Origin of the sequence: Micromonospora sp. CPCC 206171 (assembly GCF_036906755.1) — a bacterium.
Lineage (GTDB): Bacteria > Actinomycetota > Actinomycetes > Mycobacteriales > Micromonosporaceae > Micromonospora > Micromonospora purpureochromogenes.
Window position 1 is genome coordinate 393,473 of sequence record NZ_JBAKHT010000001.1, and the last position, 26,052, is coordinate 419,524.

Consider the following 26,052-nt stretch of genomic DNA (forward strand, 5'->3'; position numbering starts at 1 on the left):
GGCCGGCGTTCCGATGGAGCCGGGCACCGCGCGGATCGCCGTTGACCTCCTCGGCGGGGACGATGCCCCCGCCGTCGTGGTTGACGGCGCTCTGCGAGCCGTACGCGCCGATCCGAACCTGCACCTGCTGCTCGTCGGCCCGACCGAGGTCGCGGCCGCGGTGATCGACGCCCTCACCCCGGCGCAGCGTGCCCGGACGACGGTCCGCCCGGTGCGGGCCGCCGCCGGCCCGGCGCACCACGCGCCGCGCGCCGAGAGCACCGTCCGCGCGGCCGTCGCCGCCATCCGCGACGGTGCCGCCGACGCGCTGGTCTCCGCCGGTTCGACCGGCGCCACCGTCTCCGCCGCCGCGCTCGGCTTCGGCCGCTGGGCCGACGTCCGCCGGCCGGCCCTGGTGGCCACCCTGCCGGCGGTCGCCGGCCCGGTGGTCCTGCTCGACGTCGGCGGCTCCCTGGAACCCCGCCCGCTCACCCTCGCCCGGCACGCCGTGCTCGGTGCCGCCTATGCCGCGGTCGCGCACGCCGTCGACCGGCCCCGGGTCGGCCTGCTCTCGGTCGGCACGGAGGCCGGCAAGGGCGACCGTCCCCGCAAGGCTGCCGACGCCCTGCTCACCGCCGCGTCGCTGCCCTGCGGGGCGCGCTACGTCGGCCTGGTCGAGGGGTACGACGTCGCGCTCGGCGCGCGCGCCGACGTGGTGGTCACCGACGGGTTCACCGGTAACGTGCTGCTCAAGGCGATCGAGGGCGCGTACGCGATGGCCGGCGGCCCGCCCGCCGGCGGTGGTGCCCCCCGCGCGGCGGCCCTGCTCGGGGTGGCCGGGACGGTGGTGGTGTGCCACGGCGCCGCCGGGGCCGAGGATGTGGCCTCCGGCATCGCCCTCGCCGCCCACCTGTGGCGGCGGAGCGCCAGCGACCGGGTCCGCGCGCTGCTCGACGGCGCCGCCGTCGGGTCGCCGGCCGTGGACCGCACCGACGAGGTACGCCCGTGAGCGCGAGAACGGGGTTCGCGCCCCCGGCAGTCCCGAACGAAGAGGTAGGCACATGACGAACGACAAGCGGCGGCGTGCTCCCGTCGGTCACCTCGAGGCGGCGTTCGGTGTGACGCTCGACCCCGAACTGCTGGAGCGCGCGCTGACCCACCGCTCGTACGCGTACGAGAACGGCGGCCTGCCCACCAACGAGCGGCTGGAGTTCCTCGGCGACTCGGTGCTCGGGGTGGTGATCACCACTGCGCTCTTCCGCAACCACCCGGACCTGCCCGAGGGGCAGCTCGCCAAGCTGCGGGCCAGCGTGGTGAACATGCGCGCGCTGGCCGACGTGGCGCGCGGCCTGGGGCCGGACGGGCTCGGCGCGTACCTGCTGCTGGGCAAGGGCGAGGAGAGCACCGGAGGCCGGGACAAGGCGAGCATCCTCGCCGACACCCTGGAGGCGCTGCTCGGCGCGATCTACCTCCAGTACGGCCTGGAGACCGCGGCGATCGTCATCCACCGGCTCTTCGACCCGCTGATGGCGGAGTCGGCCGGCCGGGGCGCCGCGCTGGACTGGAAGACCAGCCTCCAGGAGCTCACCGCCGCGCTGGGGCTGGGCGTTCCGGAGTACCGCATCGAGGGCACCGGACCGGACCACCTCAAGACCTTCACGGCCTGGGTGGTGGTGGCCGGCAACCGCTACGGCGGGGCCGAGGGGCGCAGCAAGAAGGAGGCCGAGCAGCGGGCGGCCGAGGCGGCCTGGCGGGAGCTGACCGAGCAGGCCGAGAAGGAGCAGGCCGAGCGGGCCGAGCAGGAGCAGGCCGAGCGGGCGGCGGCGGAGGCCGAGGCGGCCACCGACCCGGCCGAGGCGGGGCTGGGCCGTGCCTGAGCTGCCCGAGGTCGAGACGGTCCGGCAGGGCCTGGCCCAGTGGGTCACCGGCCGCCGGATCACCTCGGTCGAGGTACGCCACCCGCGCGCCGTCCGGCGGCACGCCCCCGGCGCGGGCCACTTCGCCGACGTGCTGGCCGGTCGTACGGTCACCGACGTGCGCCGGCGCGGCAAGTACCTCTGGCTCCCGCTGGACAGCGGTGACGCCCTGATCGGCCACCTCGGGATGTCCGGCCAGCTGCTGCTCCAGCCGATCGCGGCGGCCGACGAGCTGCACCTGCGGGTCCGGTTCCGGTTCGCCGACGACGGTCCGGAGCTGCGCTTCGTCGACCAGCGCACCTTCGGTGGCCTCTCGGTCAGCGAGGGCGGCGCCGAGCTGCCCGCGGAGATCGCACACATCGCGCGGGACCCGATGGACGAGGAGTTCTCCGACGCCGGGTTCGTCGCGGCGCTGCGGCGACGGCGTACCGAGGTGAAGCGGGCGCTGCTGGACCAGACGCTGATCTCCGGGGTGGGCAACATCTACGCCGACGAGGCGCTCTGGCGGGCGAAGCTGCACGGCGCCCGGCCGACCGACGCGCTGACCGCGCCGGCGGCCACCCGGCTGCTCGGCCACGCCCGCGACGTCCTCGGCGAGGCGATCAGGCAGGGCGGCACCAGCTTCGACGAGCTCTACGTCAACGTCAACGGCGAGAGCGGCTACTTCGACCGGTCGCTCAACGCGTACGGCCGGGAGGGTGAGCCCTGCCGGCGGTGCGGTACGCCGATCCGGCGCGAGTCGTTCATGAACCGGTCGTCGTTCAGCTGCCCGCGGTGTCAGCCGCGGCCCCGGGGCGCCCTGAAGGGGTGACCCCGAGCCGGCTCGGGGTTGCGCCGGTGTGCCGTCCCCCGGCGTCCCGCAGATCCGCCCGGTTTGCCCGGCCGTCCGCTCCGATCACCCGCACAGCCGGCTTTCGCCGGGTCCGGGACGAGCCGGGGCCGATCCCCGATGTCCGCGCCCGCCGTTGTCCCTAGCGTCGACACGGTCGGCAGCGGGCCGACGCGTGGAGGGGGGCCCGGGAGATGGGCAGGAGACCGGTGACGGTGCGGGTGGCGCGGTGGAGCGCCGAGCACCCGTGGCGCGCGATCGCGCTCTGGGTGGTGTTCGTGGCGGTGTGCTTCGTCGGGGGCAGCGCCGCCGGGCTGAAGGAGGCCACCGACGCCGACATGGCGATCGGCGAGGCGGGCCGGGCGGACATCATCGTCACCGAGGGGAACTTCGACGATCCGGCGGTCGAGAACATCCTCATCACCCCGCGTACCGGGGTGCTGGACCAGGCGACGGCGCAGGCCGCGGCGGCCGACGCGACCGCGCGGCTGCGGCAGGTGACCGGGGTGGCCTCGGTCGGGGCGCCGGTGCCGTCCCGTGACGGCAACGCGCTGCTGGTGCCGGTCACCATGGCCGGCGACCCGGAGGACGCGGCCGACCGGGTGCAGCCGCTGCGCGACGCCACCGCCGAGGTGCAGGCGACGCACCCGCAGCTGCGCGTCGAGGAGGTCGGCGGGCCGTCGATCAACCAGGCGCTGGACGAGACCCTGGGCAAGGACTTCAAGCGGGCCGAGCTGCTCAGCCTGCCGGTCACCCTGGCCATCCTGATCGTCGCGTTCGGCGCGCTGATCGCCGCCGGCGTGCCGGTGCTGCTGGCGCTCTCCTCGGTGGCCGCCGCGATGGGCCTGTCCACCCTCGCCTCGCACCTGGTGCCGGCCACCGACACCACCGCCAGCGTGATCCTGCTGATCGGCATGGCGGTCGGCGTCGACTACTCGCTGTTCTACGTCCGGCGGGAACGCGAGGAACGGGCCAAGGGGCGCTCCGGGCTCGACGCGGTGGAGATCGCGGCGGAGACGTCCGGGCACGCCGTGGTGGTCTCCGGCTTCGCCGTGATCATCTCGATGGCCGGGCTGCTGCTCGCCAACGACGCGGTCTTCTCCTCCCTCGCGATCGGCTCGATCCTGGTGGTCGCGGTCGCCGTGACCGGCTCGTTGACCGTGCTGCCGGCGCTGCTGGCCAAGCTCGGCCGCTGGGTCGACCGGCCCCGGGTGCCGCTGCTCTGGCGGCTCACCGCCCCGCGTACCGGGCGGGACGGCCGGGCGGCCACGCCGCGCTTCTGGCCGGCCGTGCTGCGGCCCGCGCTGCGGGCGCCGCTGGCCACCCTGGTGGTCTCGGTCGGGCTGCTGCTCGTGCTGGCCGCGCCGGCGCTCGGCATGAAGCTGAAGTTCCCCGGCATGGAGGACCTGCCGCGGACCACGCCGGCCATGCAGGCGTACGACCGGCTCACCGCCGCCTTCCCGAGCACCGGCACCAGCCACCAGGTGGCCGTCCGGGCACCGGCCGACCAGGCTGACCGGGTGCGCGCCGCGCTGACCGACCTCGCCGGGCGGGCCGCCGCCGACCCGCTCTTCGCGCCGGCCGAGGGGGACGGCCCGAAGATCGAGGTGTCGGCCGACCGGCGGGTGTCGGTGCTGGAGGTGGCCACCCCGTACGCCAGCCGGGACGACGAAGCGGCCCGCTCGCTGCGTACGCTCCGCGACGACCTGCTGCCGGCGGCGATGCGCGGGATTCCCGACGTGACGTACGCGGTCGGCGGTGGGGTGGCCGCCAGCGAGGACTACGCGCGGCACGTGCAGGAGAAGCTGCCGATCGTGATGGCCTTCGTGCTGGCGCTGACGTTCGCAGTCATGGTGCTGACGTTCCGTTCGGTGGTCGTCGCGCTCACCTCGATCGTGCTCAACCTGCTCTCCGCCGGTGCCGCGTACGGCCTGCTGGTGCTGGTCTTCCAGGGCACCTGGGCGGAGGGGCTGCTCGGCTTCACCTCGATGGGGGCGATCGTCTCCTGGCTGCCGCTCTTCCTCTTCGTGGTGCTCTTCGGGCTCTCCATGGACTACCACGTCTTCGTGGTCAGCCGGATCCGCGAGGGGGTCCGGGCCGGCATGTCGAACCGCGACGCGGTGGCGTACGGGATCACCTCGTCGGCGGGCGTGGTGACCAGCGCGGCCATCGTCATGGTCGGGGTGTTCGGGATCTTCGCCTCGCTCAGCACGATCGACATGAAGCAGCTCGGCCTGGGGCTGGCCGCCGCGATCCTGCTGGACGCCACGATCATCCGGGCGGTGGTGCTGCCGTCGCTGATGACACTGCTCGGCGACGCCAACTGGTGGGCGCCGCGCTTCCTGCGGCAGAAGCAGGTGGCCCCGCCGGCCGACCCGCCCGCTCCGACCCCGGAGCTGGTCGGCGTCCGCTGAATCCCCTGCTGCGGGGCCCCTGCCACGGCAGGGGCCCCGCGGCGTCAGGGGAGCTGGCAGGGGTCGCGCCAGGCGTCCAGCGACCGGTTCTTGCGGATGGAGGCGAAGCCGTACCCGAGGGTGGTCACGCAGAACGTCGCGGTGTGCCCGGTGTACTCGACGTGGAAGACCGGCTTGTCGGCGTCGGCGAACGGCAGCAGCTTGGCGCAGACCTTCAGCCGGACGCACTCCTCGACGACGGCGAAGTCGAAGTCGGGCGCGAGCGCGGCGACCTGGCCGACGTCGTTCAGCAGGCCGGGGGAGAGGTCGAGGGAGCGGGCCAGCACCGCCAGCCGTCGGTTGAACGTCAGTTGGTCGTCGTAGCCGAGCGGGAAGCCGGAGCGGTGGGCGTACCCGTCGGCGTCGGCCAGCGCCACCGCGCCGAAGCCCTTGCCGCGGCAGAGCCGGAACCGGTCGGCCAGCACCGGCTCCAGTACGTCCCACCGGCGTACGTCCAGCCAGCGGCGCTGCGCCCGGCCGGTGGGGGTGCCCCGCACCGCCGTCGGGAAGCGGGTGACGTCCGGGTCGGTGCCGGCGTACGAGCCGACGTGCACCTGGCAGACCAGCCGGCGGTCCCGCCGGCGCAGCGCGGAGGTCTCGGCGGCGGTGGTCCGTACCGGGTCGAGCAGGAAGACGTCCGCCGCGACGTCGGTGTCGACGGGCCCCTCGAGCTGCCACTGCCACTGCCACCGCTGCGCGTACGCGGTCGGCCACGGCGTCGGCGCGCCCGGCGGGACCAGCGGGGTGTGGCAGGCGGGGGTCAGCAGGGTGAGCGCGACGGCGGCCGGCAGGGCCCGCCGGACGCCGCGCCGGGTCGGCGGTCGCCGGCGCGCGGCGCTCGGCAGCGGCCTGCTCCGCCGCGCGGACGCTGGCAGCCGGATCCGCATCGGCAGCTCCCGGGTCGTCGGTCGGCGCCACACCGCCCCGCGCCGTCCCGCACGGCGCACCTCACCCGGTCAAACGAGACGCCCCCGCCGACGACGCGGTCGCGTCGTGGACGGGGGCGCCCGGTACGCCTCAGCGCGGGGCGGCGAAGACCTGGGTCCAGTACGGCCCGTTGCTGCTGGCCACGCCGACGCCGATCTCGGTGAACGCGCAGTTGAGGATGTTGGCCCGGTGCCCGGAGCTGTTCATCCAGGCGTCCATCACCGCGGCCGGGGTCTGCTGGTTCCAGGCCACGTTCTCGCCGTAGGTGCGCCAGGTGTAGCCGACCCGCTCGATCCGGTCACCGGCGTCGCTGCCGTCGCTGCCGGTGTGCGACATGTTCCGGTGGTCGGCCTGGTCCTGGCTGTGCCGCTGGGCGGCCAGCATCAGCTTGTCGTCGATGCTCACCTTCCCGCAGCCGGCCTTGGCCCGTTCGGCGTTGACCAGGTCGGCGACCTGCTGTTTCTGGCTGCTGACGCCGGGGCTGACGGAGTTCGGGGTCGTCGCGCCGCCGGTCCGGGTGCTCTGCCGGGACGCGGCCGTGGTCCGCTTCGGCGCGGGCGTCGGCTTGACCGTCCGGCTCGGCGACGGGGTCGGGCGGCCGGTGGTCGGCGTCGCGGTGGGGGAGGCGGTGGCGGTGCCGGCCAGCGCGTCGGCGGGGGTCCCGGCGTCCGGCGCCAGCGGGGCGGCGGCGATGGGATCGTCGACGGAGGCCGGGTCGGCCGCTCCGCCGTCGCCGCCGGGCAGCGCCAGGGCGCCCACGCCGAGGCTCACCACCAGCGTGGCGGCCGCGGCGGCGCCGCCGATGACCAGCGGGCGCGGGAACCGCCTCCGCTGCCGGTGCCGGCCCTGCCCCTCGGCCGACGGCTCGGCGTCCACGGCCCGCAGGCCGCCCGTGGCGTGCCGCCAGTCGGCGGGCGGGGCGAACTCGGGAGCGGGCGGGAAGGCGGCGCCGGGCGCGTCCGGGTACGCCGTCGGGTCGAGGTGACCGTTCGGCGGGCCGGCCGGGGTCCGGTCGGTCCACGCGTACGGCGGGTCGTCCGGTTCGGTACGCCACTGCGCGGTCGGGGCGTCCGCCAGGTCGTCGCCCGGCTGCTCCGGCTCGTCGCCGAAGAGGTACGCCGAGCGCGGCTCGGGACGGTCGGTCAGCCAGGCCGGCGGCTCGTCGGTGGGCGGTTGCGGGCGCCGGGGGGCGCCGTCCGGGTCGATCGGGTCGGTCCAGCCGTACACGCCTGTCGCCTCCACGGGGTCGGTTGTGGGCCGCGCTGACGCTACGGGTGGGCCCTGAACTGCGGCAACGTGGCTAAGGAAGAGTTAAGGCGATGTCGACTCACGTAGTGACCGTACGCACATTTCCCGGCGTACAGTTAAGGAGTCCGGACAGAGCGTGTCCGAGCCTTGCGGCCCCCCGACAAGTAGACAGGGTAGACGTAGAGATGATCTACGGCCTGCGAGAACTTGACGAAGAGGGGGGTGTCGGCTCAATATGTAGGTGTCGCCAGTCGCGCCCAGTCATGCCCGGATTATGCCGGGGTGGCAGTCGCGGACAGTTATTGGGCGCGCGTTGGCCGGCCTTTCCGGCAGCGCATATCAAGGAGTCAGCATGGCGAAAGCCCTCTACGGCCACGTAGGTGCAGCGCCCGACCGGCGTCTGCTCGACGAGGTCACCCGTCTGCGGGCCAGGGTTCAGGCACTCGAGTTCGAGATCACGCGGCTGCGTGCCGACAATGATCGGCTCGCCGCGGCCGCCGCGGAGGCCGACGACCTCCTCCGGCTGGCCGAGCCGGCCCTGACCTGATCCACGGGATCCGGAAAAACTGAATCGCACCACCGCGAAAACGCGCGCCGACACTTATGTGCCGGCGCGCAGCTCTGTCTCCCGTGGCTTTCCGCCCGCAATTTCCCGATCTTGTGGGCGTTCACCGCGCCATTTGCCGTCCGGTCCGCGCGCGGTGGCCGTCCCGTGGGGCGGGTCGCGTGCCGACGGGTCGCTGCCAAGGGGTTAGTCTGCGGGTTCACCAGGCTCGCGCAGCCGGCGACGGTACGGCGGCCACCGGACGAGGATCGAGAAGGTGCATCTCAAGAGCCTGACGGTGAAGGGTTTCAAGTCCTTCGCCTCCGCCACGACGCTCAAGCTGGAGCCGGGGATCACCTGCGTGGTCGGCCCGAACGGCTCCGGCAAGTCCAACGTCGTCGACGCCATCGCCTGGGTGCTGGGCGAGCAGGGCGCCAAGGCGCTGCGCGGCGGCAAGATGGAGGACGTCATCTTCGCCGGCACCGCCGGGCGGGCGCCGCTGGGCCGGGCCGAGGTCACCCTCACCATCGACAACACCGACGGCGCCCTGCCGATCGAGTACACCGAGGTCTCCATCACCCGCCGGATGTTCCGCTCCGGCGAGAGCGAGTACGAGATCAACGGCGATTCCTGCCGCCTGCTCGACATCCAGGAGCTGCTGTCGGACTCCGGCATCGGCCGGGAGATGCACATCATCGTCGGGCAGGGCCGGCTCGACGGCATGCTGCACGCCAAGCCGGAGGACCGGCGCGCGTTCATCGAGGAGGCGGCCGGCGTCCTCAAGCACCGCAAGCGCAAGGAAAAGGCGCTGCGGAAGCTCGACGCGATGCAGACCAACCTCAACCGCTTGACCGACCTCACCGCCGAGCTGCGCCGCCAGCTCAAGCCGCTGGGCCGGCAGGCCGAGGTGGCGCGGCGGGCCGCCGCCATCCAGGCCAACCTGCGCGACGCCCGGCTGCGGCTGCTCGCCGACGACCTCGCCACCCTGCGCACCACCCTGGACCGGGAGATCGCCGACGAGACCGCGCTGCGCGAGCGGCGCGAGCAGGTCGAGGCCGAACACGGCGAGGTGCAGGCCCGCCTGGGCGAGCTGGAGGCGGCCCTGGCCGAGGACGCGCCGCTGCTCGCCGCCGCCCAGGACACCTGGTACAAGCTCTCCGCCCTGCAGGAACGGTTCCGCTCCATCGAGCAGCTCGCCCGGGAACGGCTGCGCCACCTCAGCGCCACCGCCGACGACGAGCGGCCCGGTCGCGACCCGGAGCAGCTGGAGGCCGAGTCGCAGCGGGTCCGCGAGCAGGAGGAGGAGCTGCGCGCGGCGCTCACCGACGACCAGATCCGGCTGGCCGAGGCGGTGGAGCACCGGCAGGAGCTGGAACGGCAACTGGCCGCCGCCGAGCGGGAACTGGTCGCCGCCGCCAAGGCCATCGCCGACCGCCGGGAGGGCCTGGCCCGGCTCACCGGGCAGGTCAACTCGGCCCGGGCCCGCACCACCAGCGCCGGCGAGGAGATCGAGCGGCTCGCCGCCGCCCACACCGACGCGCTGGCCCGCGCCGAGAAGGCCCAGGCCGACCTGGACGCGGTGGCCGAACAGTCCACCGAGGCGGACCGGGACAACGCCGAACTCGACGAGCGGCACGCCGAGGCGGTCGCCGTGCACGAGAAGGCCCAGGCCGCCGTACGCTCCCTCGCCGACGCCGAGCGGGCCGCCGAGAAGGACGCCGCCACCTGGAAGGCCCGCGAGGAGGCGCTCGCCCTCGGCCTGCGCCGCAAGGACGGCGCGGGCGCGCTGCTGGCCCGCGCGGGCGAGGTGCCCGGCCTGCTGGGCAGCCTGGCCGGCCTGCTCACCGTCGCCCCCGGCCACGAGGCGGCCCTCGCCGCCGCCCTCGGGGGGCTCGCCGACGCGGTCGCGGTCAGCGGGGTGGACGAGGCCGTCGAGGCGATGCGGCTGCTGAAGATCTCCGACGCCGGGCGGGCCGGGCTGCTGGTCGGCAGCCCCGCCGGCCCCGGCATGGACGGCCCGGTCGACGCCCTGCGCCCGAAGCTGCCGGACACCGCCCGCTGGGCGCCCGACCTGGTGGAGTGCGCCGCCGAGATCCGCCCGGCCGTGCACCGGGCGCTGCGCGACGTGGTGCTGGTCGCCGACCTGGCCGCCGCGGCCGAGCTGGTCGCCGGCAACCCGGAGCTGCGCGCGGTCACCCCGGACGGCGACGTGGTCGGGGCGTACGCGGCGGCCGGCGGGTCGGCCAAGGCGCCCAGCTACATCGAGGTGCAGGCCGCCGTCGAGGAGGCCCGCGCCAACCGGCTCACCGCCGAGCGGACCAGCGCCGAGCTGCGCGACCAGCTGGTCGACGCGCGGGCCGAGGTGGCCGCCGCGAAGGAGGCGGTGCAGCACGCGGCCGCCGCCAAGCGGGAGGCGGAGAGCCACCGCAACGCCGCCGCCCGCCGGCTCGCCGAGCTGGGCGCCGCCGCCCGCTCCGCGAAGGCGGAGACAGACCGGCTCGGCGAGTCCCGCTCCCGCGCCGAGGCGGCCCGCGAACGCGACCTGCTCGCCCTGGCCGAGCTGGAGGAGCGGCTGCGGCTGGCCGAGGACACCCCGATCGACGCCGAACCCTCCACCGAGGAGCGGGACCAGCTCGCCGCGATGGTGCCCCGGGCCCGGCAGAACGAGATGGAGGTCCGGCTGGCGGTGCGTACCGCCGAGGAGCGGGTCTCCTCGATCGCCGGCCGGGCCGACTCGCTGGCCCGGCAGGCCACCGCCGAGCGGGCGGCGCGCGAACGCGCCGCGGCCCGGCGGGCGGCGCGCACCCGCGGCGCGGCCATCGCCCGGGCCGTGGTGGGCGGCGCCCGCGAGGCGCTCACCCGGCTCACCGCCTCGATCGCCGCAGCCGAGGAGCACCGCGACGCGGTGGCGCGCGAACGCGCCGCCCGCGAGGCCGAACTCCAGGAGGTACGCGGCGCGGCCAAGCGCCTCGGCGCGGAGCTGGAGCGGCTGACCAGCCAGGTGCACCGCGACGAGGTGGCCCGCGCCGAGCAGCGGCTGCGCATCGAGCAGTTGGAGGCGAAGGCCGCCGAGGACTTCGGCCTGGACGTGGAGACCCTGGTCGCCGAGTACGGCCCGGACCAGCTCGTTCCACCCACCCAGGTCGACGTGGCGACGGCCGAACGCGACGGCCTGCCGGTGCCCGAGCCGGTCCGCTACGAGCGGCCGGTGCAGGAGAAGCGAGCCGCCAAGGCGGAGCGGGAGCTGGCCCTGCTCGGCAAGGTCAACCCGCTGGCGCTGGAGGAGTTCGCCGCGCTGGAGGAGCGCTTCAAGTTCCTCTCCGAGCAGCTGGAGGACCTGAAGGCCACCCGGCGGGACCTGCTCACCGTGGTCAAGGACGTCGACGACCGGATCCTGGAGGTCTTCGCCAGCGCCTTCGAGGACACCGCCCGGGAGTTCGAGCAGGTCTTCACCGTGCTCTTCCCCGGCGGCGAGGGGCGGCTGATCCTCACCGACCCGGAGGACCTGCTCACCACCGGCGTCGAGGTGGAGGCCCGCCCGCCGGGCAAGAAGATCAAGCGGCTGTCGCTGCTCTCCGGCGGCGAGCGGTCGCTGACCGCGGTGGCCATGCTGGTGGCGATCTTCCGCGCCCGGCCCAGCCCGTTCTACATCATGGACGAGGTGGAAGCGGCGCTGGACGACGTGAACCTCGGCAGACTGATCACGCTGCTGGCACAGTTGCGGGAGAAGAGCCAGCTGATCGTCATCACGCACCAGAAGCGGACGATGGAGATCGCCGACGCGCTCTACGGCGTGACCATGCGCAGCGGGGTCACCCAGGTGATCAGCCAACGGCTCAACCGGGCCGACGAGGACGAGCGGCCTGGCCGCGGCGAGGAGAACGGGTAGTGGCTCGGGAACGCGCGACGGCGCTCCTGCTGGACTTCGACGGCGTACTGCGGCGGTGGGACCCGGCGGTGGCCGCCGGTGTCGAGCGGGAGTACGGCCTCTCCGAGGGGGTGCTCGGCGAGATCGCCATGCAGTGGGGGCGGCTCCAGCCGGTGCTGACCGGCCGGGTCAGCCACGCCGAGTGGGTGGGCAGCGTGGCGGACGCGCTGACCGAGTCGGTGGGCAGCCCGGAACGGGCCCGCGCCGCCGTCGAGCAATGGCAGCGCTACCGCGGCGAGGTCGACCAGGAGGTGCTGGCGTTCGTCCGGGAGGTCCGCGCGGCCGGCGTCCGGGTCGGGCTGGGTACCAACGCCACCGACCTGCTCGACGCCGACCTCGCCGCGCTCGGCCTGGTCGGGGAGCTGGACGTGGTGGTCAACTCCTCGGTGATCGGCGTGCACAAGCCGGCCAAGGAGTACTTCCAGGCGGCCTGCGAGGCGCTGCAGACCCCGCCGGCCCGGGTGCTCTTCGTCGACGACGAGGACTGGGCGGTCCGCGGCGCCCGCGCCGCCGGGCTGTCGGCGCACCGGTGGGGCGGCTCGGCCGACCTGCGCTACCTGCGGGCGGCGCTGGCGTACTGAGGCGCGGCACGCTGACCCCGCTCGGGGAGCACCTCCTGCGGGCCGGGCGCGGCAGCTGACCGACGCCCGGCGGCGGGAGGGGTCAGTCGCCGGTCACCCCGTCGAGGCGCTCGCGGATCAGGTCGGCGTGGCCGTTGTGCCGGGCGTACTCCTCGATCATGTGGACGTACACCCAGCGGACGCTGAACTCGTCGGCGCTGCCGTCGCGGCGCTGCCGCGAGAAGGTCTGCTCCAGCGACAGGCCGGCGGCGGCCTTGCGGGCGGCCTCGACCTCGGCGGCGAAGGTGGCGAAGTCGGCCTCGGCGTCGGCGTCGGCGACGGCGTTGAAGTCGGCGTCCGGGTCGTCGTCCGTGCCGTAGATGCCGGCGATGTCCTGCCCGGCGGCCCGGATCCGGAACCACCAGCGCTCCACGTCCGCCATGTGCCGCACCAGCCCGAGCAGCGTCAGCCCGGACGGCTCCACGCTCGGCGTCTTGAGCTGCTCGGCGGTCAGCCCCGCGCACTTGAGCAGCAGCGTCTGCCGGTGGTAGTCGAGCCAGCCCTCGAGCATGGTGCGCTCGTCGCCGACGTACGGTTCGGTGGTCCGGTTGATCTCCGGTGCTCTCCAGGTCATCCGGACATCCTCGTCCTCGGGTACGACACCGGCGAGTGGTTATCGCCCGCCGGCTCGGAGGGCGCCCGCCGGTGCGGGTCAGGGCACCACGACGACCGGCCAGCGGCCGGTGCGGACCAGCCGGGTGGCGACGGAGCCGACGAGGCGGTGCCCCGCCTGCTCCGACGCCCCGACCACGACCAGGTCCGCCCGGGTCTCGTCGGCCGCCGCGCGCAGCTCGGTGTACGCGTCCCCGCGCCGGCAGAGCAGGGTGACCGGTACGCCGAACTCGTCCGCGCCCCGCCGGCACTCCCGGCGCAGCTCGGCGATCAGCTCGTCGTGGGTGCGCTGCAGCGCACCGGCGTCCACGCCGGGAATCAGCGTGGTGAAGCCGGGCGGTGAGCTGACGAAGACGACGACCAGGGCGGAGCCCTGCCGGCGGGCCAGGCCGGCGGCGTACCAGGCGGCCCGCTCGGCGGTGCGGGTCCCGTCCACCCCGACGAGCACCACCCGGGGCCCGTCCGTGCCGCGTTCGAACGGCAGCGGACGGGTCTGCGGGCCGTACTCCTCGCGGTCCACCGATGCGCTCACGACGTCACTCCTTGATGCCGGTCCGTACCACGGCGACCCCGCCGCCGGCGGCGACGGTCGACTCCCGCTCGACCTCGGCGGCGAGCCGGTCACCGGTGTGCCGGCGCAGCGGCACCTCCCGGATGAAGCAGACCGCGATCAGGGCGATCAGTCCGAACGGCGCGGCGACCAGGAAGATGTCCCCGGCGCCGTGGCCGTACGCGGACTCCACCACCAGGCGGATCGGGGCGGGCAGGGTGTGCACGTCGGGCAGGGTGCCGCCGCTGCCGGAGCCGGAGGCGGGGATGCCCAGGCCGGTCAGCCCGTCGGCGATGTAGTCCTTGACCCGGTGCCCGAGCACCGCGCCGAGCGCCGAGACGCCGATCGCGCCGCCGAGGCTGCGGAAGAAGGCGACGGTCGAGCTGGCGGCGCCGAGCTCGTGCGCGCCGACGGTGTTCTGCACGGCCAGCACGAGGTTCTGCATGGTCATGCCGAGCCCGATGCCGATCAGCGCCATGTAGCCGCCGAGCAGCCAGTACGGGGTGTCGTAGCGCAGCGTGCCCATCAGCGCGAAGCCGAGGGTGAGCAGCGCCGAGCCGGCCACCAGGTACCGCTTCCAGCGGCCGGTGCTGGTGATGATCCGGCCGGTGACCGTGGAGGAGACCAGCAGGCCGAGGATCATCGGCAGGGTCATCAGGCCGGACATGGTCGGGCTCTCGCCGCGGCTGATCTGGAAGTACTGGCCGAGGAAGACCGACGCGCCGAACATGCCGACGCCGACCGCGATGCTGGCGATGACGGCGAGGGCGATGGTGCGGTTGCGGAACAGGTACGGCGGGATCATCGGCTCGCTGGCCCGGTTCTCGACCCGGACGGCGAGCACCGCCAGCAGCAGCGCGCCGGCCACCATGGCGGCGGTCTGCCAGGAGAGCCAGGCGTACCGGTCGCCGGCGAGGGTGACCCAGATCAGCAGCACCGAGACGGCGGCGGTGATCAGGGTGGCGCCCCACCAGTCGATCTTCGCCGCCCGCTTGACCACCGGCAGGTGCAGGGTCTTCTGGAGCACGACCAGGGCGAGGATGGCGAACGGCACCCCGACGTAGAAGCACCAGCGCCAGCCGAGCCAGGAGGTGTCGACGATCACGCCGCCGATCAGCGGGCCGCCGATGGTGCCGACGGCCATCACCGCGCCGAGGTAGCCGCTGTAGCGGCCCCGCTCGCGCGGCGAGATCATCGTCGCCATGATCACCTGCGCCAGCGCGGTGAGGCCGCCGGCGCCCACGCCCTGCAGCACCCGACAGGCGATCAGCTGCCCGGTGGACTGGGAGAGCCCGGCCAGCACGGAGCCCAGCACGAAGATGGTCAGGGAGAGCTGGACCAGGATCTTCTTGCTGGTCAGGTCGGCGAGCTTGCCCCAGATCGGGGTGGTCGCGGTGGTCGCCAGCAGCGTCGAGGTGACCACCCACGTGTACGCGGACTGACCACCCTTCAGCTCGGTGATGATCCGCGGCAGCGCGTTCGAGACGACCGTCGAGGAGAGGATGGCGACGAACATGCCCAGCAGCAGGCCGGAGAGGGCCTCCAGGATCTGCCGGTGAGTCATGTCGACGGCGGTCGCCCGGGTGGGCGCTGACGCCTGGGTCATCGTGACTGCCTCCGGTGGGAGTCGAGAAGGAGTTGCCTCGGGCAACCGTACGGCTTAGTTGCCTAAAGCAACAACTTGGCGGACCGGCACGGTATTCCGCCGGACGGTCGGGTCAGAAGGTCTCGTTGAACCGGTGCAGCAGTCGGGCGAACTCCGCCACGTCCCGCCTCGGCCAGCTCTCCATCGTGCGGCGGATCTGCCCCAGCCGAGCCGCCCGGGCCGCGTCGAAGCGCCGGGTGCCCTCCTCGGTGAGGCTGATCAGCGCCGCCCGCCGATCGTCCGGGTCCGGGTCCCGGCGCACCAGGCCGAGCCCCTCCAGGCCGTGGATCTGCCGGCTGAGTGTGCCCTTGCCGATGCCGAGCCGGACGGCCAGGTCGGTCAGCCGGATCGAACCGGAGCGCCGGAGCCAGAGCAGCAGCCCGTACGCGTTCGGCTCCAGGTTCGGGTGCACCTCCCGGGCGATCTCCCAGGACAACGCGCGACCCCGGCGCAGCAACGCGGTCAGTTCGTCCTCCACCGCGCGCAGGGTCTCCGGCAGATGCTCTTCCACGGCACCGAGCGTACGGGGCCGACTCAGGCCGCCGGGGTGAGCCGCTGCCGGGCCACCTCGCGCAGGTGGCCGTCGCTGGTGGTGCCCTCGATCAGCACCTCGGCCTGCCGGCCGGTGTGCGCCAGCGTGGCCACCGCGTTGCCGAAGTACGGCCCGGCCAGCTTCCGCCAGCGGACGCTGGGCCGGCGTACCCCGGCGGAGCGGGCCAGCGCCCGGGTGGCCGCGGCCGGCCCCGGCGACCAGCCCAGCTTCATCAGCGGGCGCATCCCGGCCGGCACCTGGTTGTGGATCGGGGAACAGGTCAACTGGTGCACCGGGGTACGCACCGCCGGGTCGTCGAACCGGGCCCGGGCCACGTACGAGTGGTGCACGTCGCCGGAGAGCACGCTGATCGAGGCCGGCGGCGCGTACGCCGGGCCGGCGCCGACCCGCTCGCCCGGGCTGCCCGGAGCGCCGCTGCCGAGCCGGGCGAAGAGCGCGCCGAGCGCGTCGAAGGAGCGGCTGAACGCGGCCCAGTGCTCCAGGTCACAGGCCCGGCGGATCCGCTCGGCGAGCCCGGCCAGCCACGGCCGCCGGGAGTCGGCGAGCCGCTCGTTCCACGCCTCGACGTGGTGGATCCCCGGGGGCAGCAGCCAGGGCAGCGACGCGCCGACCACCAGGTGGTCGTAGACCCCGTGCGCCCGGTCGAGGAACCAGGACCACTCGCCGGGCGGCAGCATGGCCCGGTTGCCCGGCTGCAGCACCCGGCTGCACCGGTTGTCCAGCATGACCAGCCGGGTCCGCCCCAGGTCCAGGGCGTAGCTCCACTGGTACTGCACGGCCCGCCAGCGCTCGGTGTCGTGCGCCTCGTCGGCCTCGGCGTCGACCCGCTCGCCGAACTCGCGCAGCACGGTGGTGGCGTCCTCGGCGGCGACCACCTTGGCGTAGAGCGGGTCGTCGGCGATCTCGTCCGGGGAGAGGTTGCCCAGGTGCTGGTAGACCCAGTAGGAGGCGAGGCCGCTGCGGATCCGCTCGGCCCACCAGGGCTGCGTGCGCATCTCCGCCCGCCACGACGCGGAGGTGTTCCAGTCGTCGATGACCTCGTGGTCGTCGAAGATCATCACGCTCGGCACGGTGGAGAGCAGCCAGCGGATCTCCGGGTCGCGCCACGACTCCAGGTAGAGCTTGGTGTACTCGTCGAAGCTCACCACCTGGTCGGTGGGGGCGTTCTTCGGGCGCCGGCGGCGCCGCTTGAGCAGCCGCTTCACCGTGGGCGAGGTCACGTCGGCGTAGACCTGGTCGCCGAGCAGCACCAGCAGGTCGGGCAGGTCGGCCGGGTCCGGGTCGGCCATCAACCGCCGGGCGTACGCGTCGAGCGCGTCCGGGGGCAGCCGCCGGGTGGTGGCGTGCTGGGTGGTCTCCCGGCACGAGCCGAAGATCAGCCGCACCGGCTGGTCGAGGTCGTCCGCGGCCCGGGTACGGATCACGCTGGGCGGGAAGCCGTCCCGCGGCACCGGCCAGGCGACCTCACCGTCGAGGAGCACCTCGTAGCTGGTGGCGCTCTCCGGAGTCAGCCCCTCGACGACCACGAGCGCGTAGTGGTGGTCGTACGCGGAGAAGGTCGGCGCGCTGCCGACGGCCCCGTCGGCCGTGCGGACGGTGACCACCGCGGGCGCGTTGGTCTCGACCCAGACGGTGGCCCGCGTGCCGACCACCCGCCGCAGCAGGGGGCCGATGAGCAGGCATGGGGCGGGCATGGTGAGACCTCCGAGGTGAGCGGACTTCATCTTTACTACCCCGCCGGCGGTCGCACCACTGCTGGCTGTGGCCGAGCCTACCGCCGGAGCCGGCCGCCGCCACGGGGTGCGGTCGATGAGACGCCGCCGCCGGCATCTGACAGGATTTCGGCATGACGGAATACCTCCTCGTCGCGCTCGCCCTGCTCGCGGTGCTGATCCTCGGCGGCCTCAGCCTGGTGGTGCCCCGGCTGCGCCGGCGCCCCGAGCCGCCGCTGCCGGAGACAGAGGTCGACACCCGGGCCGAGGAGGACCTGGCGGGTCCACCCGTCCAGGCACCCGAGGCCGAACTCACCACCGGCATCCTGGTCGAGCCGCCGGTGATCGAGGCGCCCGCGCTGGAGGTGCCCGAGCCGACCGCCGGCCGGCTGGTCCGGCTGCGCTCCCGGCTGTCCCGCTCGCAGAACGCCTTCGGCAAGGGCCTGCTCGGCCTGCTCAGCCGCGACCACCTCGACGAGGACACCTGGGAGGAGATCGAGGACAGCCTGATCACCGCCGACGTCGGCGTCGACGCCACCCGGGAGATCGTCGACCGGCTCCGCGAGCGGACCCGGGTGCTCGGCACCCGCTCGGCCAACGAGCTGCGCGCGCTGCTCGCCGCCGAGCTGGTCAACGCCCTCGACCCGAGCCTGGACCGCGCGCTGCGGACCGCACCCAAGGACGGCCGGCCGGCGGTGCTGATGGTGGTCGGCGTCAACGGCGCGGGCAAGACCACCACCTGCGGCAAGATCGCCCGGGTGCTGATCGCCGACGGCCGGACGGTCACCCTCGGCGCGGCCGACACCTTCCGGGCCGCCGCCGCCGACCAGCTGCAGACCTGGGGCAGCCGGGTGGGCGCCATCACCGTGCGCGGCGCCGAGCGTGCCGACCCCGCCAGCGTCGCCTTCGACGCCGTCCGTGAGGGCATCGAGGCCGGCACCGACACCGTCGTGATCGACACCGCCGGTCGCCTGCAGAACAAGGTCGGCCTGATGGACGAGCTGGGCAAGGTCAAGCGGGTGGTCGAGAAGCACGGCCCGATCGACGAGACACTGCTCGTCCTGGACGCCACCACCGGCCAGAACGGCCTGGAGCAGGCCCGGGTCTTCACCGAGGTGGTCAACGTGACCGGGGTGGTGCTGAGCAAGCTCGACGGGACCGCCAAGGGCGGCATCGTGATCGCCGTACAGCGCAAGCTCGGCATCCCGGTCAAGCTGGTCGGGCTGGGCGAGGGCGCGGACGACCTGGCCCCGTTCGACCCGGCGCAGTTCGTCGACGCGCTGCTCGGCACCGAGCCGCTCGCCCGGGACGCGTAATCTCGCGGTGACGACTGACGATCGCGCGTTCGCCGGGTGGCGTGACCCTCGCCACGCGCCGCCGGCCCTGGGGAGACCGTACGTGACCTCGCAGGAGATCCCGCTGCACGGCGGGAACGTGAGCACCGTGGTCCGGGTCGGCGACACCGTCCGGCGCAACGCCGGCCCGTGGACGCCCTCCGTGCACGCCCTGCTGCGCCACCTGGAGTACGTCGGGTTCACCGGCGCGCCCCGCGCGCTCGGCATGGACGAGCGCAACCGGGAGGTCCTGTCGTACCTGGAGGGGGAGTGCGGGGAATACCCGCTGGCCCCGCACTGGGTCACCGACGAGGCGCTGGTGACGGTGGCGACCATGCTGCGGATGTTCCACGACGCGCAGTACGGCTTCGCCCCGCCGCCCGGGGCGGTCTGGCGCTCGTTCGGCCCGCCCCCGCCGGACACCGAGGTCATCTGCCACCACGACGCCGCGCCGCACAACGTCATCTGGCGGCCGGACGGCACCCTCGGGCTGATCGACTTCGACCTCGCCTCGCCCGGCGCCCGGATCTACGACGTGGCGTACGCGGCCTGGACCTGGGTGCCGATCTTCTCCGACCGGGACTCGATCACCCTCGGCTGGAAGCACCCGGACCGGCCGCGTCGGCTGCGGCTCTTCGCCGACGCGTACGGGCTGATCCCGCGGGACCGGCACCGGCTGATCCGGACCATCCGCAAGCGGATCGTCGACCACGTCGAGGGCATCCGTCGGATGGCGGCGGCCGGCGAGCCGGCGTTCGTCCGGATCGTGCACAAGGGCCACCTGCGCCGCCCGATGCGCGACCTGCGGCTGCTCGACTACGAGCGGCACGCCCTGGAGTACGCCCTGCGCTGACCCGGTCCACCCGGGAGGAGTGGCCGTCGCGCGCGCGACGGCCACTCTCGCCGTTTCCGCCGAACATGATCGACGTTCTTCACACGCCCGAAACAACCCGTCACGCGTCGGAAATCGAGCGGTGTCGGTGAAGGAAACAGGCGGCGGCGAAGCTTCCCGCCAACCGGCTGACGGGCGATGCTGCCAGGTTCCAGTCGGATGGGAGGACTTCCACACCGAGAGGAGGCAGCGTGGAGATCAACACCGGCAACACCGCCTGGTTGCTCCTGTCGTCTGCGCTCGTGCTGCTCATGACGCCGGGGCTGGCCCTGTTCTACGGGGGGCTCAACCGGTCCAAGGGCGTACTCAACATGATGATGATGAGCTTCTCCGCCATCGGGCTCATCTCCGTTCTCTGGGTCATCTACGGCTTCACCCTCGCGTTCGGCACCAACGACAACGCGGGCGTCAACAACGTGATCGGCAGCTTCACCCAGTACCTCGGCACCGAGACCAGCTTCATCGGCGAGGAGTGGCTCTTCCTCGGCGCGGGGACCGGCATCCCCACGTACGTCTTCCTGGTCTTCCAGATGATGTTCGCGGTCATCACGGTGGCCCTGATCAGCGGCGCGGTCTCCGACCGGCTGAAGTTCTCCGGCTGGCTGCTCTTCGCCTTCGCCTGGTTCACGCTGGTCTACATCCCGGTCGCGCACTGGGTGTGGGGTGGCGGCTTCATCGGCGCCAAGATCAAGGCACTGGACTTCGCCGGTGGCACCGCGGTCCACATCAACGCCGGCGCCGCCGCGCTCGGCCTGGTGTTGGTGCTCGGCAAGCGGCTCGGCTGGCCTCGGGAGAGCTTCAAACCGCACAACGTCCCGCTGGTCGCGCTCGGCGCCGGCCTGCTCTGGTTCGGCTGGTTCGGCTTCAACGCCGGCTCCGAGCTGACCGTCGACGGCACCACCGCGGTGGCCTTCGTCAACACCCAGGTCGCCACGGCCGCCGGCCTGGTCGGCTGGATCATCGTCGAGTGGCTGCGCAACGGCAAGCCGACCCTGGTCGGCGCCTCCTCCGGCGCCGTCGCCGGCCTGGTCGCCATCACCCCGGCCTGTGGCTTCATCGCGCCACTGCCGTCGGTGCTGCTCGGCCTCGTCGCCGGCGCGGTCTGCGCGGTGGCGGTCGGCCTGAAGTACAAGCTCGGCTTCGACGACTCGCTCGACGTGGTCGGCGTGCACTTCGTCGCCGGCTGGATCGGCTCGCTCTCCATCGGCTTCTTCGCCACCCTCCAGGTCAACTCGGCCATCGAGGGCCTGGGCGGCAGCGAGGGCCTGTTCTACGGCGGCGGGCTGACCCAGCTCGGCCGTCAGGCGCTGGGCAGCGGCATCGTCTCGGTCTACTCCTTCGGGGTGGCCGTGGTGATCGCCCTCGCCGTCAAGGCGCTGATCGGGCTCCGCTCCGACGCCGAGGACGAGGTCGCCGGCATCGACGTGGCCGAGCACGCGGAGAGCGCGTACGACATGTCGCCGACCACCGGCAGCGCCGGCGGTGGGGCCTTCGCGCTGGCCGGGCTCACCCCGGGCGCCGGGAAGCCAGCCTCGGGCGAGGCCGGCGAACCGGCCACCGAGCCGGTCAACGAGAAGGTCGCCGGTTAACGTTCCTGGGATGGAGGGGTTGGACATGAAGCTGGTGACCGCGGTCATCAAGCCGTACCAGCTGGACGCGGTGAAGGAGGCCCTGCACGCCCTCGGCGTGGCCGGCCTGACCGTCAGCGAGGTCCAGGGGTACGGGCGGCAGAAGGGGCACACCGAGGTCTACCGGGGTGCCGAGTACACGGTCGAGTTCCTGCCCAAGATCCGGGTTGAGGTGCTCACCGACGAGATGGACGTCGACAAGATCGTGGACGCGATCGTCGCCGCCGCCCGGACCGGCAAGATCGGCGACGGCAAGGTCTGGGTCACCGGGGTCGAGGAGGTCGTCCGGGTCCGCACGGGCGAACGCGGCCTCGACGCCCTCTAGGAGCCACCATGACCTCGTTGATCAAGAGGAATGCGTCAGGAAACGCCGACAACGGTGACGCAAACTTCTTGATCAACGAGGTCGGTGGCATCGGGGAGGTGGCGCGGCGGGAGCGGGCTGCCGGGTTCGACGCCTGGCTCGGAGGGTTGGTGCCGGGGCGGGAGGGGATCGCGCTGGTCGCGGTCGGCGGGCTGGGGCGGCGGCAGTGCGCGCCGCACGGCGACCTCGACCTGGTGCTGCTGCACGCCGGGGTGCCCGGCGTCGACGAACTCGCCGCGTCGCTGTGGTACCCCATCTGGGACGCCGGAGTGCGGCTCGACCACTCGGTGCGCACCCTCGCCGAGGCGCTGTCGGTGGCCCAGGACGACGTCAAGGTCGCCCTCGCGCTGCTCGACGCGCGCTTCGTCGCCGGCGACCGGGCGCTCGCCGACACGCTCATCCGCACGGCCGCCGACCACTGGCGGCGGACCGCCGTCCGCCGGCTCCCCGCCCTGCGGGAGATCACCGAGAGCCGCTGGCGCGCCCACGGCGAGCTGGCCTTCCTGCTCGAAGGAGACCTCAAGGAGGCCGCCGGCGGGCTGCGCGACGTGGGCCTGCTGCGGGCCATCGCCACCGCCGGCATCACCGACGCGCTGCGCCCCGCCGTCCGGGCCGCGCACCTGCGTCTGCTGGACACCCGTGACGCCCTGCACCAGCAGGTCGGCCGCCGGGTCGACCGGCTCGTCGCGCAGGAACGCGACGGCGTGGCCGGGCTGCTCGGCCTGCGCCAGTCCCCGCCCGGCGGGTCCGACGACGCCCAGCAGGCCAGCGACGGTGACGTGCTGCTGCGCCGGGTCGCCGGGGACGCCCGCACCGTCAGCCACGCCCTCGACGACGCCTGGCGGGCCGCCGACCGGTTGCGCTCCGGCCGCCGCCGGGGCGGCGACGGCCGCCCGGTGCGCCGGCCCGTCGCCCGGGACGTCGTCGAGCACGACGGGGAACTGGTGCTGGCCCGCACCGCCATCGGCGCCCGCCCCGACCCGAGCCTGTCGCTGCGGATCGCCGCCGCCGCGGCCACCACCCGGTTGCCGATCGCCCGGGCCACCTGCGAGTGGCTGGCCGCGTACTGCCCGCCGCTGCCCGCGCCCTGGCCGCCGGCCGCCCGCGCCGCGCTGATCACCCTGCTCGGGGCCGGTCCCGGTCTGGTGCCCGCCTGGGAGACCTGCGACCGGTACGGCCTGATCGACGGCTGGCTGCCGGAGTGGACCCGGCTGCGCAGCCTGCCCCAGCACAACCCGGTGCACCGGTTCACCCTCGACCGGCACCTGGTGCAGACCGCGTACGAGGCGAGCCGGCACACCCGCGAGGTGGACCGCCCCGACCTGCTGCTGCTCGGCGCCTTCCTGCACGACATCGGCAAGGGGCTGCCCGGCGACCACAGCAGCGTGGGGGCGCCGGTGGCCGAGGCGGTGGCCGCCCGGATCGGCCTGCCCGCGCCCGAGGCGGCGCTGATCGGCACGCTGGTCCGGCTGCACCTGCTGCTGCCCGACGTGGCCACCCGGCGGGACCTCGACGACCCGGTGACCATCGCCGGGGTCGCCGAGCGGGTCGGCGACACCACGACGCTGGACCTGCTGCACGCCCTGGTCCGCGCCGACGCGGCGGCCACCGGGCCGGCGGCCTGGTCGGACTGGAAGGGGCGGCTGGTCGCCGAGTTGGTGACCCGGGTGCGTACCGCGCTGGACACCGGCGCCCTGCCCGCGCCCCCGGCCCCGGACCCGGCGCTGGTGGCGGGGCCGCTGCCGGTCGTACACCTGACGGAGGAGCGGGTGTCGGTGGCCGCGGCGGACCGGCGCGGCCTGCTCGCGACGGTGGCCGGCTGCCTGGCCCTGCACCGGCTGGAGGTGCTCGCCGCGGACGCCTCCACGGTCGACGGCCGGGCCCTGGTCGAGTGCCGGGTGCAGCCCCGCTACGGGCTCGCGCCGGACCCGATCGCGCTCAGCGCCGACCTGCGTCGCGCCGTCAACGGGGACGTCTCCGTCACCCAGCGGCTGCGCGGCCGGGCGCTCGCGGCGCGGGGGGAGGGGGCCGCGCCGCGAGTGGTCTGGCACCGGGAGGCGGCCACCGACGCGGTGCTGCTGGAGCTGCGCGCCGCCGACGCCGCCGGGCTGCTCTACCGGGTGACCTGCGCCCTCGACGAGGCCGGCGCCCAGGTTCGCGCGGCCCGGATCTCCACCCTCGGCGGTGACGTGGTGGACGCGTTCTACCTGGTCGGCGGCTGGCCCTCCGACGCCGAACGGGCCCGGCTCGAAGCCGCCGTGCTGGCCGCCGTCTGACCCGACCGCCGAGGGCGGGTACGTCCGGCGGCGTAGCCGCGGTGCCGCACGCGGGCGGACGACGCCCGCCCGGACCGGGGGCAGAATGACCGGCATGCGCCCGCGGGAACACTCCGGCGGCCGTCGCCAGGAGGCGGCGGCCGACCTGGCGCTGGCCGTGGTCCTGCTGCTGCTCGGCCTGCTCGCCACCGGCCCGGCCGGCCGCAACCAGCCCGGCACCACGCCGGTCGACGCCGGCTGCCTGGCCCTGGTCGCGGTCGCCACTCTCGCGCTGGCCGGGCGCCGCCTCGCCCCTCGCGCCACCCTCGCCGTGGTCGCCGTCGCCGTCTCCACCTACCTGGTGCTCGGCTACCCGTACGGGCCGGTGCTGCTGACCTTCCTGGTCGCCGTCTACACGGTGGCGGTCCGGCTGCCGATCCGCCCGGCCGCCGTCGCCGGGGCGGCGGCGCTCGTGGTGATCCTGGTGCACGTCTTCTGGTCCCGGGGCGCCTCGCCCGGCCTGCCCGGGGTGCTGCCCGGATCGGCCTGGGTCGTCGTACCGTTCGCGCTGGGGGTGGCGGTGCGGACCAACCGGGAGACCGTCACCCGGGCCCGGGCCGAGCAGGCCCGCCGGCAGGCCGACGAGGAGCGGCTGCGGATCGCCCAGGAGGTGCACGACGTGGTGGGGCACGGGCTCGCGGCGATCAGCATGCAGGCCGACATCGCGCTGCACCTGCTGCCCAAGCGGCCCGAGCAGGCCGAGGCGGCGCTGACCGCGATCAGCCGGACCAGCCGGGAGGCCCTGGACGAGCTGCGGGTCACCCTCGGGGCGGTCCGGCGCGGCACCGAGCGGGGGCCGGTGCCGGGGCTGGCCCGGCTCGACGCCCTGCGGGAGCGGTTGGCCGAGGCGGGCCTCGCCGTCGACCTGCGGGTGACCGGGGAGCCACGGCCGCTGCCCGGCGCGGTGGACCTGGCCGCGTACCGGGTGGTGCAGGAGGCGCTGACCAACGTGCTGCGGCACGCCCGGGTGGCCGCCGCGCGGGTGCGGGTCGACTACGGCCGGGAGGAGCTGGTGGTGGAGGTGACCGACCGGGGCGTGGGCGCGCCCGGTGCGGCGGGGCACGGGCTGGCCGGGATGCGGGAACGGGTCACCGCGCTGGGCGGCACGCTGACCGCCGGCCCCGGCCCCGACGGTGGCTTCCGGGTGTCCGCCCGGCTGCCGGTGAAGGCGCGGCGATGATCCGGGTGGTGGTCGCCGACGACCAGGACCTCGTCCGGATCGGGCTGCGCGCGCTGATCGAGAGCGAGGACGACCTCACCCTGGCCGGCGAGGCCGCCGACGGGCTGCGGGCGGTGGAGCTGGCCCGCCAGGTACGCCCCGACGTGGTGCTGATGGACGTCCGGATGCCCGGCGTGGACGGCATCGAGGCCACCCGCCGGATCGTCGCCGACCCGGAGCTGGCCGGTACCCGGGTCATCGTGCTGACCACCTTCGAGCTGGACGAGTACGTCTTCGACGCGCTGCGGCACGGGGCGAGCGGCTTCCTGACCAAGGACACTCCGCCGGCCGAGCTGCTGCGGGCGGTGCGCCTCGTCGCCGAGGGGGAGGCGCTGCTCTCGCCGTCGGTGACCCGGCGGGTGGTGCGGGAGTTCGCCACCCGACCGGCCCGGGTGCCCCGCCCGCACCCCCGGCTGGACACCCTCACCGAGCGGGAGCGGGAGGTGGTCGGGCTGGTCGGCGAGGGGCTCAGCAATGCGGAGATCGCCGACCGGCTGGTGGTGAGCCCGGCCACGGCGCGTACCCACGTCAGCCGGGCGATGGTCAAGCTGGCCGCCCGGGACCGGGCCCAGCTGGTGGTCTTCGCGTACCAGTCAGGGTTGGTCAGCTCGTGATCGACCCTGCTCCGGCCCGAGACGGCCGGGTGCGGCGGGCGGGGCGCTGCCGTCGCTCGGAGGGGGCGGAGGGTCCCGCAGACGCTGTCGAGCTGATGACGTAGACGATTCAGCCGTCGCCGTGCGGGCCGGCCCGGGCGGGGGACCGGGCCGGCCCCGGGGGCTGGGCC

Annotated in this window: 21 protein-coding genes; 14 read left to right on the top strand and 7 right to left on the bottom strand. The window is 74.4% G+C overall.

What is annotated here, in order from left to right; all coding sequences use genetic code 11:
- Nucleotides 1-13: 13 nt before the first annotated feature.
- From V6U89_RS01755 to V6U89_RS01770, 4 genes are all read left to right on the top strand, one after another.
- On the top strand, nt 14-988 hold the full coding sequence (locus V6U89_RS01755) for a phosphate acyltransferase PlsX (protein ID WP_334568795.1): 975 nt from the start codon (nt 14-16) through the stop codon (nt 986-988).
- Between the two features lie 52 nt (nt 989-1,040).
- Nucleotides 1,041-1,856: a ribonuclease III gene (gene rnc / locus V6U89_RS01760; protein WP_334568796.1), complete on the top strand. Its 816-nt coding sequence runs from the start codon at nt 1,041-1,043 to the stop codon at nt 1,854-1,856.
- Nucleotides 1,849-2,706 carry a bifunctional DNA-formamidopyrimidine glycosylase/DNA-(apurinic or apyrimidinic site) lyase gene (mutM, locus tag V6U89_RS01765; protein ID WP_334568798.1) on the top strand — a complete coding sequence of 286 codons (858 nt, stop codon included), beginning with the start codon at nt 1,849-1,851 and terminating at the stop codon, nt 2,704-2,706. Before rnc ends, mutM begins: the two co-directional genes overlap by 8 nt.
- A gap of 212 nt (nt 2,707-2,918) precedes the next feature.
- Nucleotides 2,919-5,138 (top strand): MMPL family transporter, encoded by a 2,220-nt coding sequence (locus V6U89_RS01770; RefSeq protein ID WP_334568799.1) that lies wholly within the window; start codon nt 2,919-2,921, stop codon nt 5,136-5,138.
- Nucleotides 5,139-5,182: 44 nt separating this feature from the next.
- Here V6U89_RS01770 and V6U89_RS01775 read toward each other — a convergent pair whose 3' ends face one another.
- Together V6U89_RS01775 and V6U89_RS01780 are read right to left on the bottom strand one after the other, a co-directional pair.
- Entirely contained in the window at nt 5,183-6,064 is an 882-nt protein-coding gene (locus V6U89_RS01775) for an endo alpha-1,4 polygalactosaminidase (RefSeq protein ID WP_334568800.1), read from the bottom strand.
- Between the two features lie 130 nt (nt 6,065-6,194).
- Entirely contained in the window at nt 6,195-7,346 is a 1,152-nt protein-coding gene (locus V6U89_RS01780; protein WP_334568801.1) for a CAP domain-containing protein, read from the bottom strand.
- A 358-nt stretch (nt 7,347-7,704) separates the two neighbouring features.
- Here V6U89_RS01780 and V6U89_RS01785 point away from each other — a divergent pair, with 358 nt between their 5' ends.
- The 3 genes from V6U89_RS01785 (at nt 7,705) to V6U89_RS01795 (ending at nt 12,405) form a co-directional block, all read left to right on the top strand.
- On the top strand, nt 7,705-7,899 hold the full coding sequence (locus tag V6U89_RS01785) for a hypothetical protein (protein ID WP_007456482.1): 195 nt from the start codon (nt 7,705-7,707) through the stop codon (nt 7,897-7,899).
- 274 nt (nt 7,900-8,173) lie between these two features.
- The gene (smc, locus tag V6U89_RS01790; RefSeq protein ID WP_334568802.1) at nt 8,174-11,785 is read left to right on the top strand and encodes a chromosome segregation protein SMC; all 3,612 of its coding nucleotides are present in this window, start codon (nt 8,174-8,176) and stop codon (nt 11,783-11,785) included.
- Nucleotides 11,785-12,405 (top strand): HAD family hydrolase, encoded by a 621-nt coding sequence (locus V6U89_RS01795; RefSeq protein ID WP_334568803.1) that lies wholly within the window; start codon nt 11,785-11,787, stop codon nt 12,403-12,405. Before smc ends, V6U89_RS01795 begins: the two co-directional genes overlap by 1 nt.
- Before the next feature lie 82 nt (nt 12,406-12,487).
- Here V6U89_RS01795 and V6U89_RS01800 read toward each other — a convergent pair whose 3' ends face one another.
- The 5 genes from V6U89_RS01800 to V6U89_RS01820 form a co-directional block, all read right to left on the bottom strand.
- Entirely contained in the window at nt 12,488-13,018 is a 531-nt protein-coding gene (locus V6U89_RS01800) for a DinB family protein (RefSeq protein WP_334568804.1), read from the bottom strand.
- A 78-nt stretch (nt 13,019-13,096) separates the two neighbouring features.
- Nucleotides 13,097-13,588, bottom strand: coding sequence for a universal stress protein (locus tag V6U89_RS01805; protein WP_334568805.1), 492 nt, complete (start codon nt 13,586-13,588; stop codon nt 13,097-13,099).
- Nucleotides 13,589-13,592: 4 nt separating this feature from the next.
- Nucleotides 13,593-15,212: an MDR family MFS transporter gene (locus V6U89_RS01810; RefSeq protein ID WP_334568806.1), complete on the bottom strand. Its 1,620-nt coding sequence runs from the start codon at nt 15,210-15,212 to the stop codon at nt 13,593-13,595.
- Between the two features lie 112 nt (nt 15,213-15,324).
- Nucleotides 15,325-15,762 carry a MarR family winged helix-turn-helix transcriptional regulator gene (locus tag V6U89_RS01815; RefSeq protein WP_238449354.1) on the bottom strand — a complete coding sequence of 146 codons (438 nt, stop codon included), beginning with the start codon at nt 15,760-15,762 and terminating at the stop codon, nt 15,325-15,327.
- Nucleotides 15,763-15,785: 23 nt separating this feature from the next.
- Entirely contained in the window at nt 15,786-17,498 is a 1,713-nt protein-coding gene (locus V6U89_RS01820; protein ID WP_334568807.1) for an alkaline phosphatase D family protein, read from the bottom strand.
- A 152-nt stretch (nt 17,499-17,650) separates the two neighbouring features.
- On the opposite strand from V6U89_RS01820, the gene ftsY reads away from it, so the two are divergent.
- The 7 genes from ftsY to V6U89_RS01855 all read left to right on the top strand — a co-directional run bounded on the left by ftsY (nt 17,651) and on the right by V6U89_RS01855 (nt 25,882).
- Nucleotides 17,651-18,832, top strand: coding sequence for a signal recognition particle-docking protein FtsY (ftsY, locus tag V6U89_RS01825; protein ID WP_334568808.1), 1,182 nt, complete (start codon nt 17,651-17,653; stop codon nt 18,830-18,832).
- A 7-nt stretch (nt 18,833-18,839) separates the two neighbouring features.
- Complete coding sequence (locus V6U89_RS01830; protein WP_179803565.1) at nt 18,840-19,703, top strand: phosphotransferase; 864 nt, start codon at nt 18,840-18,842, stop codon at nt 19,701-19,703.
- Between the two features lie 230 nt (nt 19,704-19,933).
- Nucleotides 19,934-21,331 (top strand): ammonium transporter, encoded by a 1,398-nt coding sequence (locus V6U89_RS01835; RefSeq protein WP_334568809.1) that lies wholly within the window; start codon nt 19,934-19,936, stop codon nt 21,329-21,331.
- A 25-nt stretch (nt 21,332-21,356) separates the two neighbouring features.
- A complete protein-coding gene (locus V6U89_RS01840) occupies nt 21,357-21,695 on the top strand; it encodes a P-II family nitrogen regulator (protein WP_170285500.1) in 339 nt (112 codons plus the stop codon).
- An 8-nt stretch (nt 21,696-21,703) separates the two neighbouring features.
- Nucleotides 21,704-24,010, top strand: coding sequence for a [protein-PII] uridylyltransferase (locus tag V6U89_RS01845; RefSeq protein WP_334568810.1), 2,307 nt, complete (start codon nt 21,704-21,706; stop codon nt 24,008-24,010).
- Nucleotides 24,011-24,104: 94 nt separating this feature from the next.
- Nucleotides 24,105-25,229 carry a sensor histidine kinase gene (locus tag V6U89_RS01850; protein ID WP_334568811.1) on the top strand — a complete coding sequence of 375 codons (1,125 nt, stop codon included), beginning with the start codon at nt 24,105-24,107 and terminating at the stop codon, nt 25,227-25,229.
- The gene (locus tag V6U89_RS01855; RefSeq protein WP_334568812.1) at nt 25,226-25,882 is read left to right on the top strand and encodes a response regulator transcription factor; all 657 of its coding nucleotides are present in this window, start codon (nt 25,226-25,228) and stop codon (nt 25,880-25,882) included. Before V6U89_RS01850 ends, V6U89_RS01855 begins: the two co-directional genes overlap by 4 nt.
- Nucleotides 25,883-26,052: the final 170 nt, after the last annotated feature.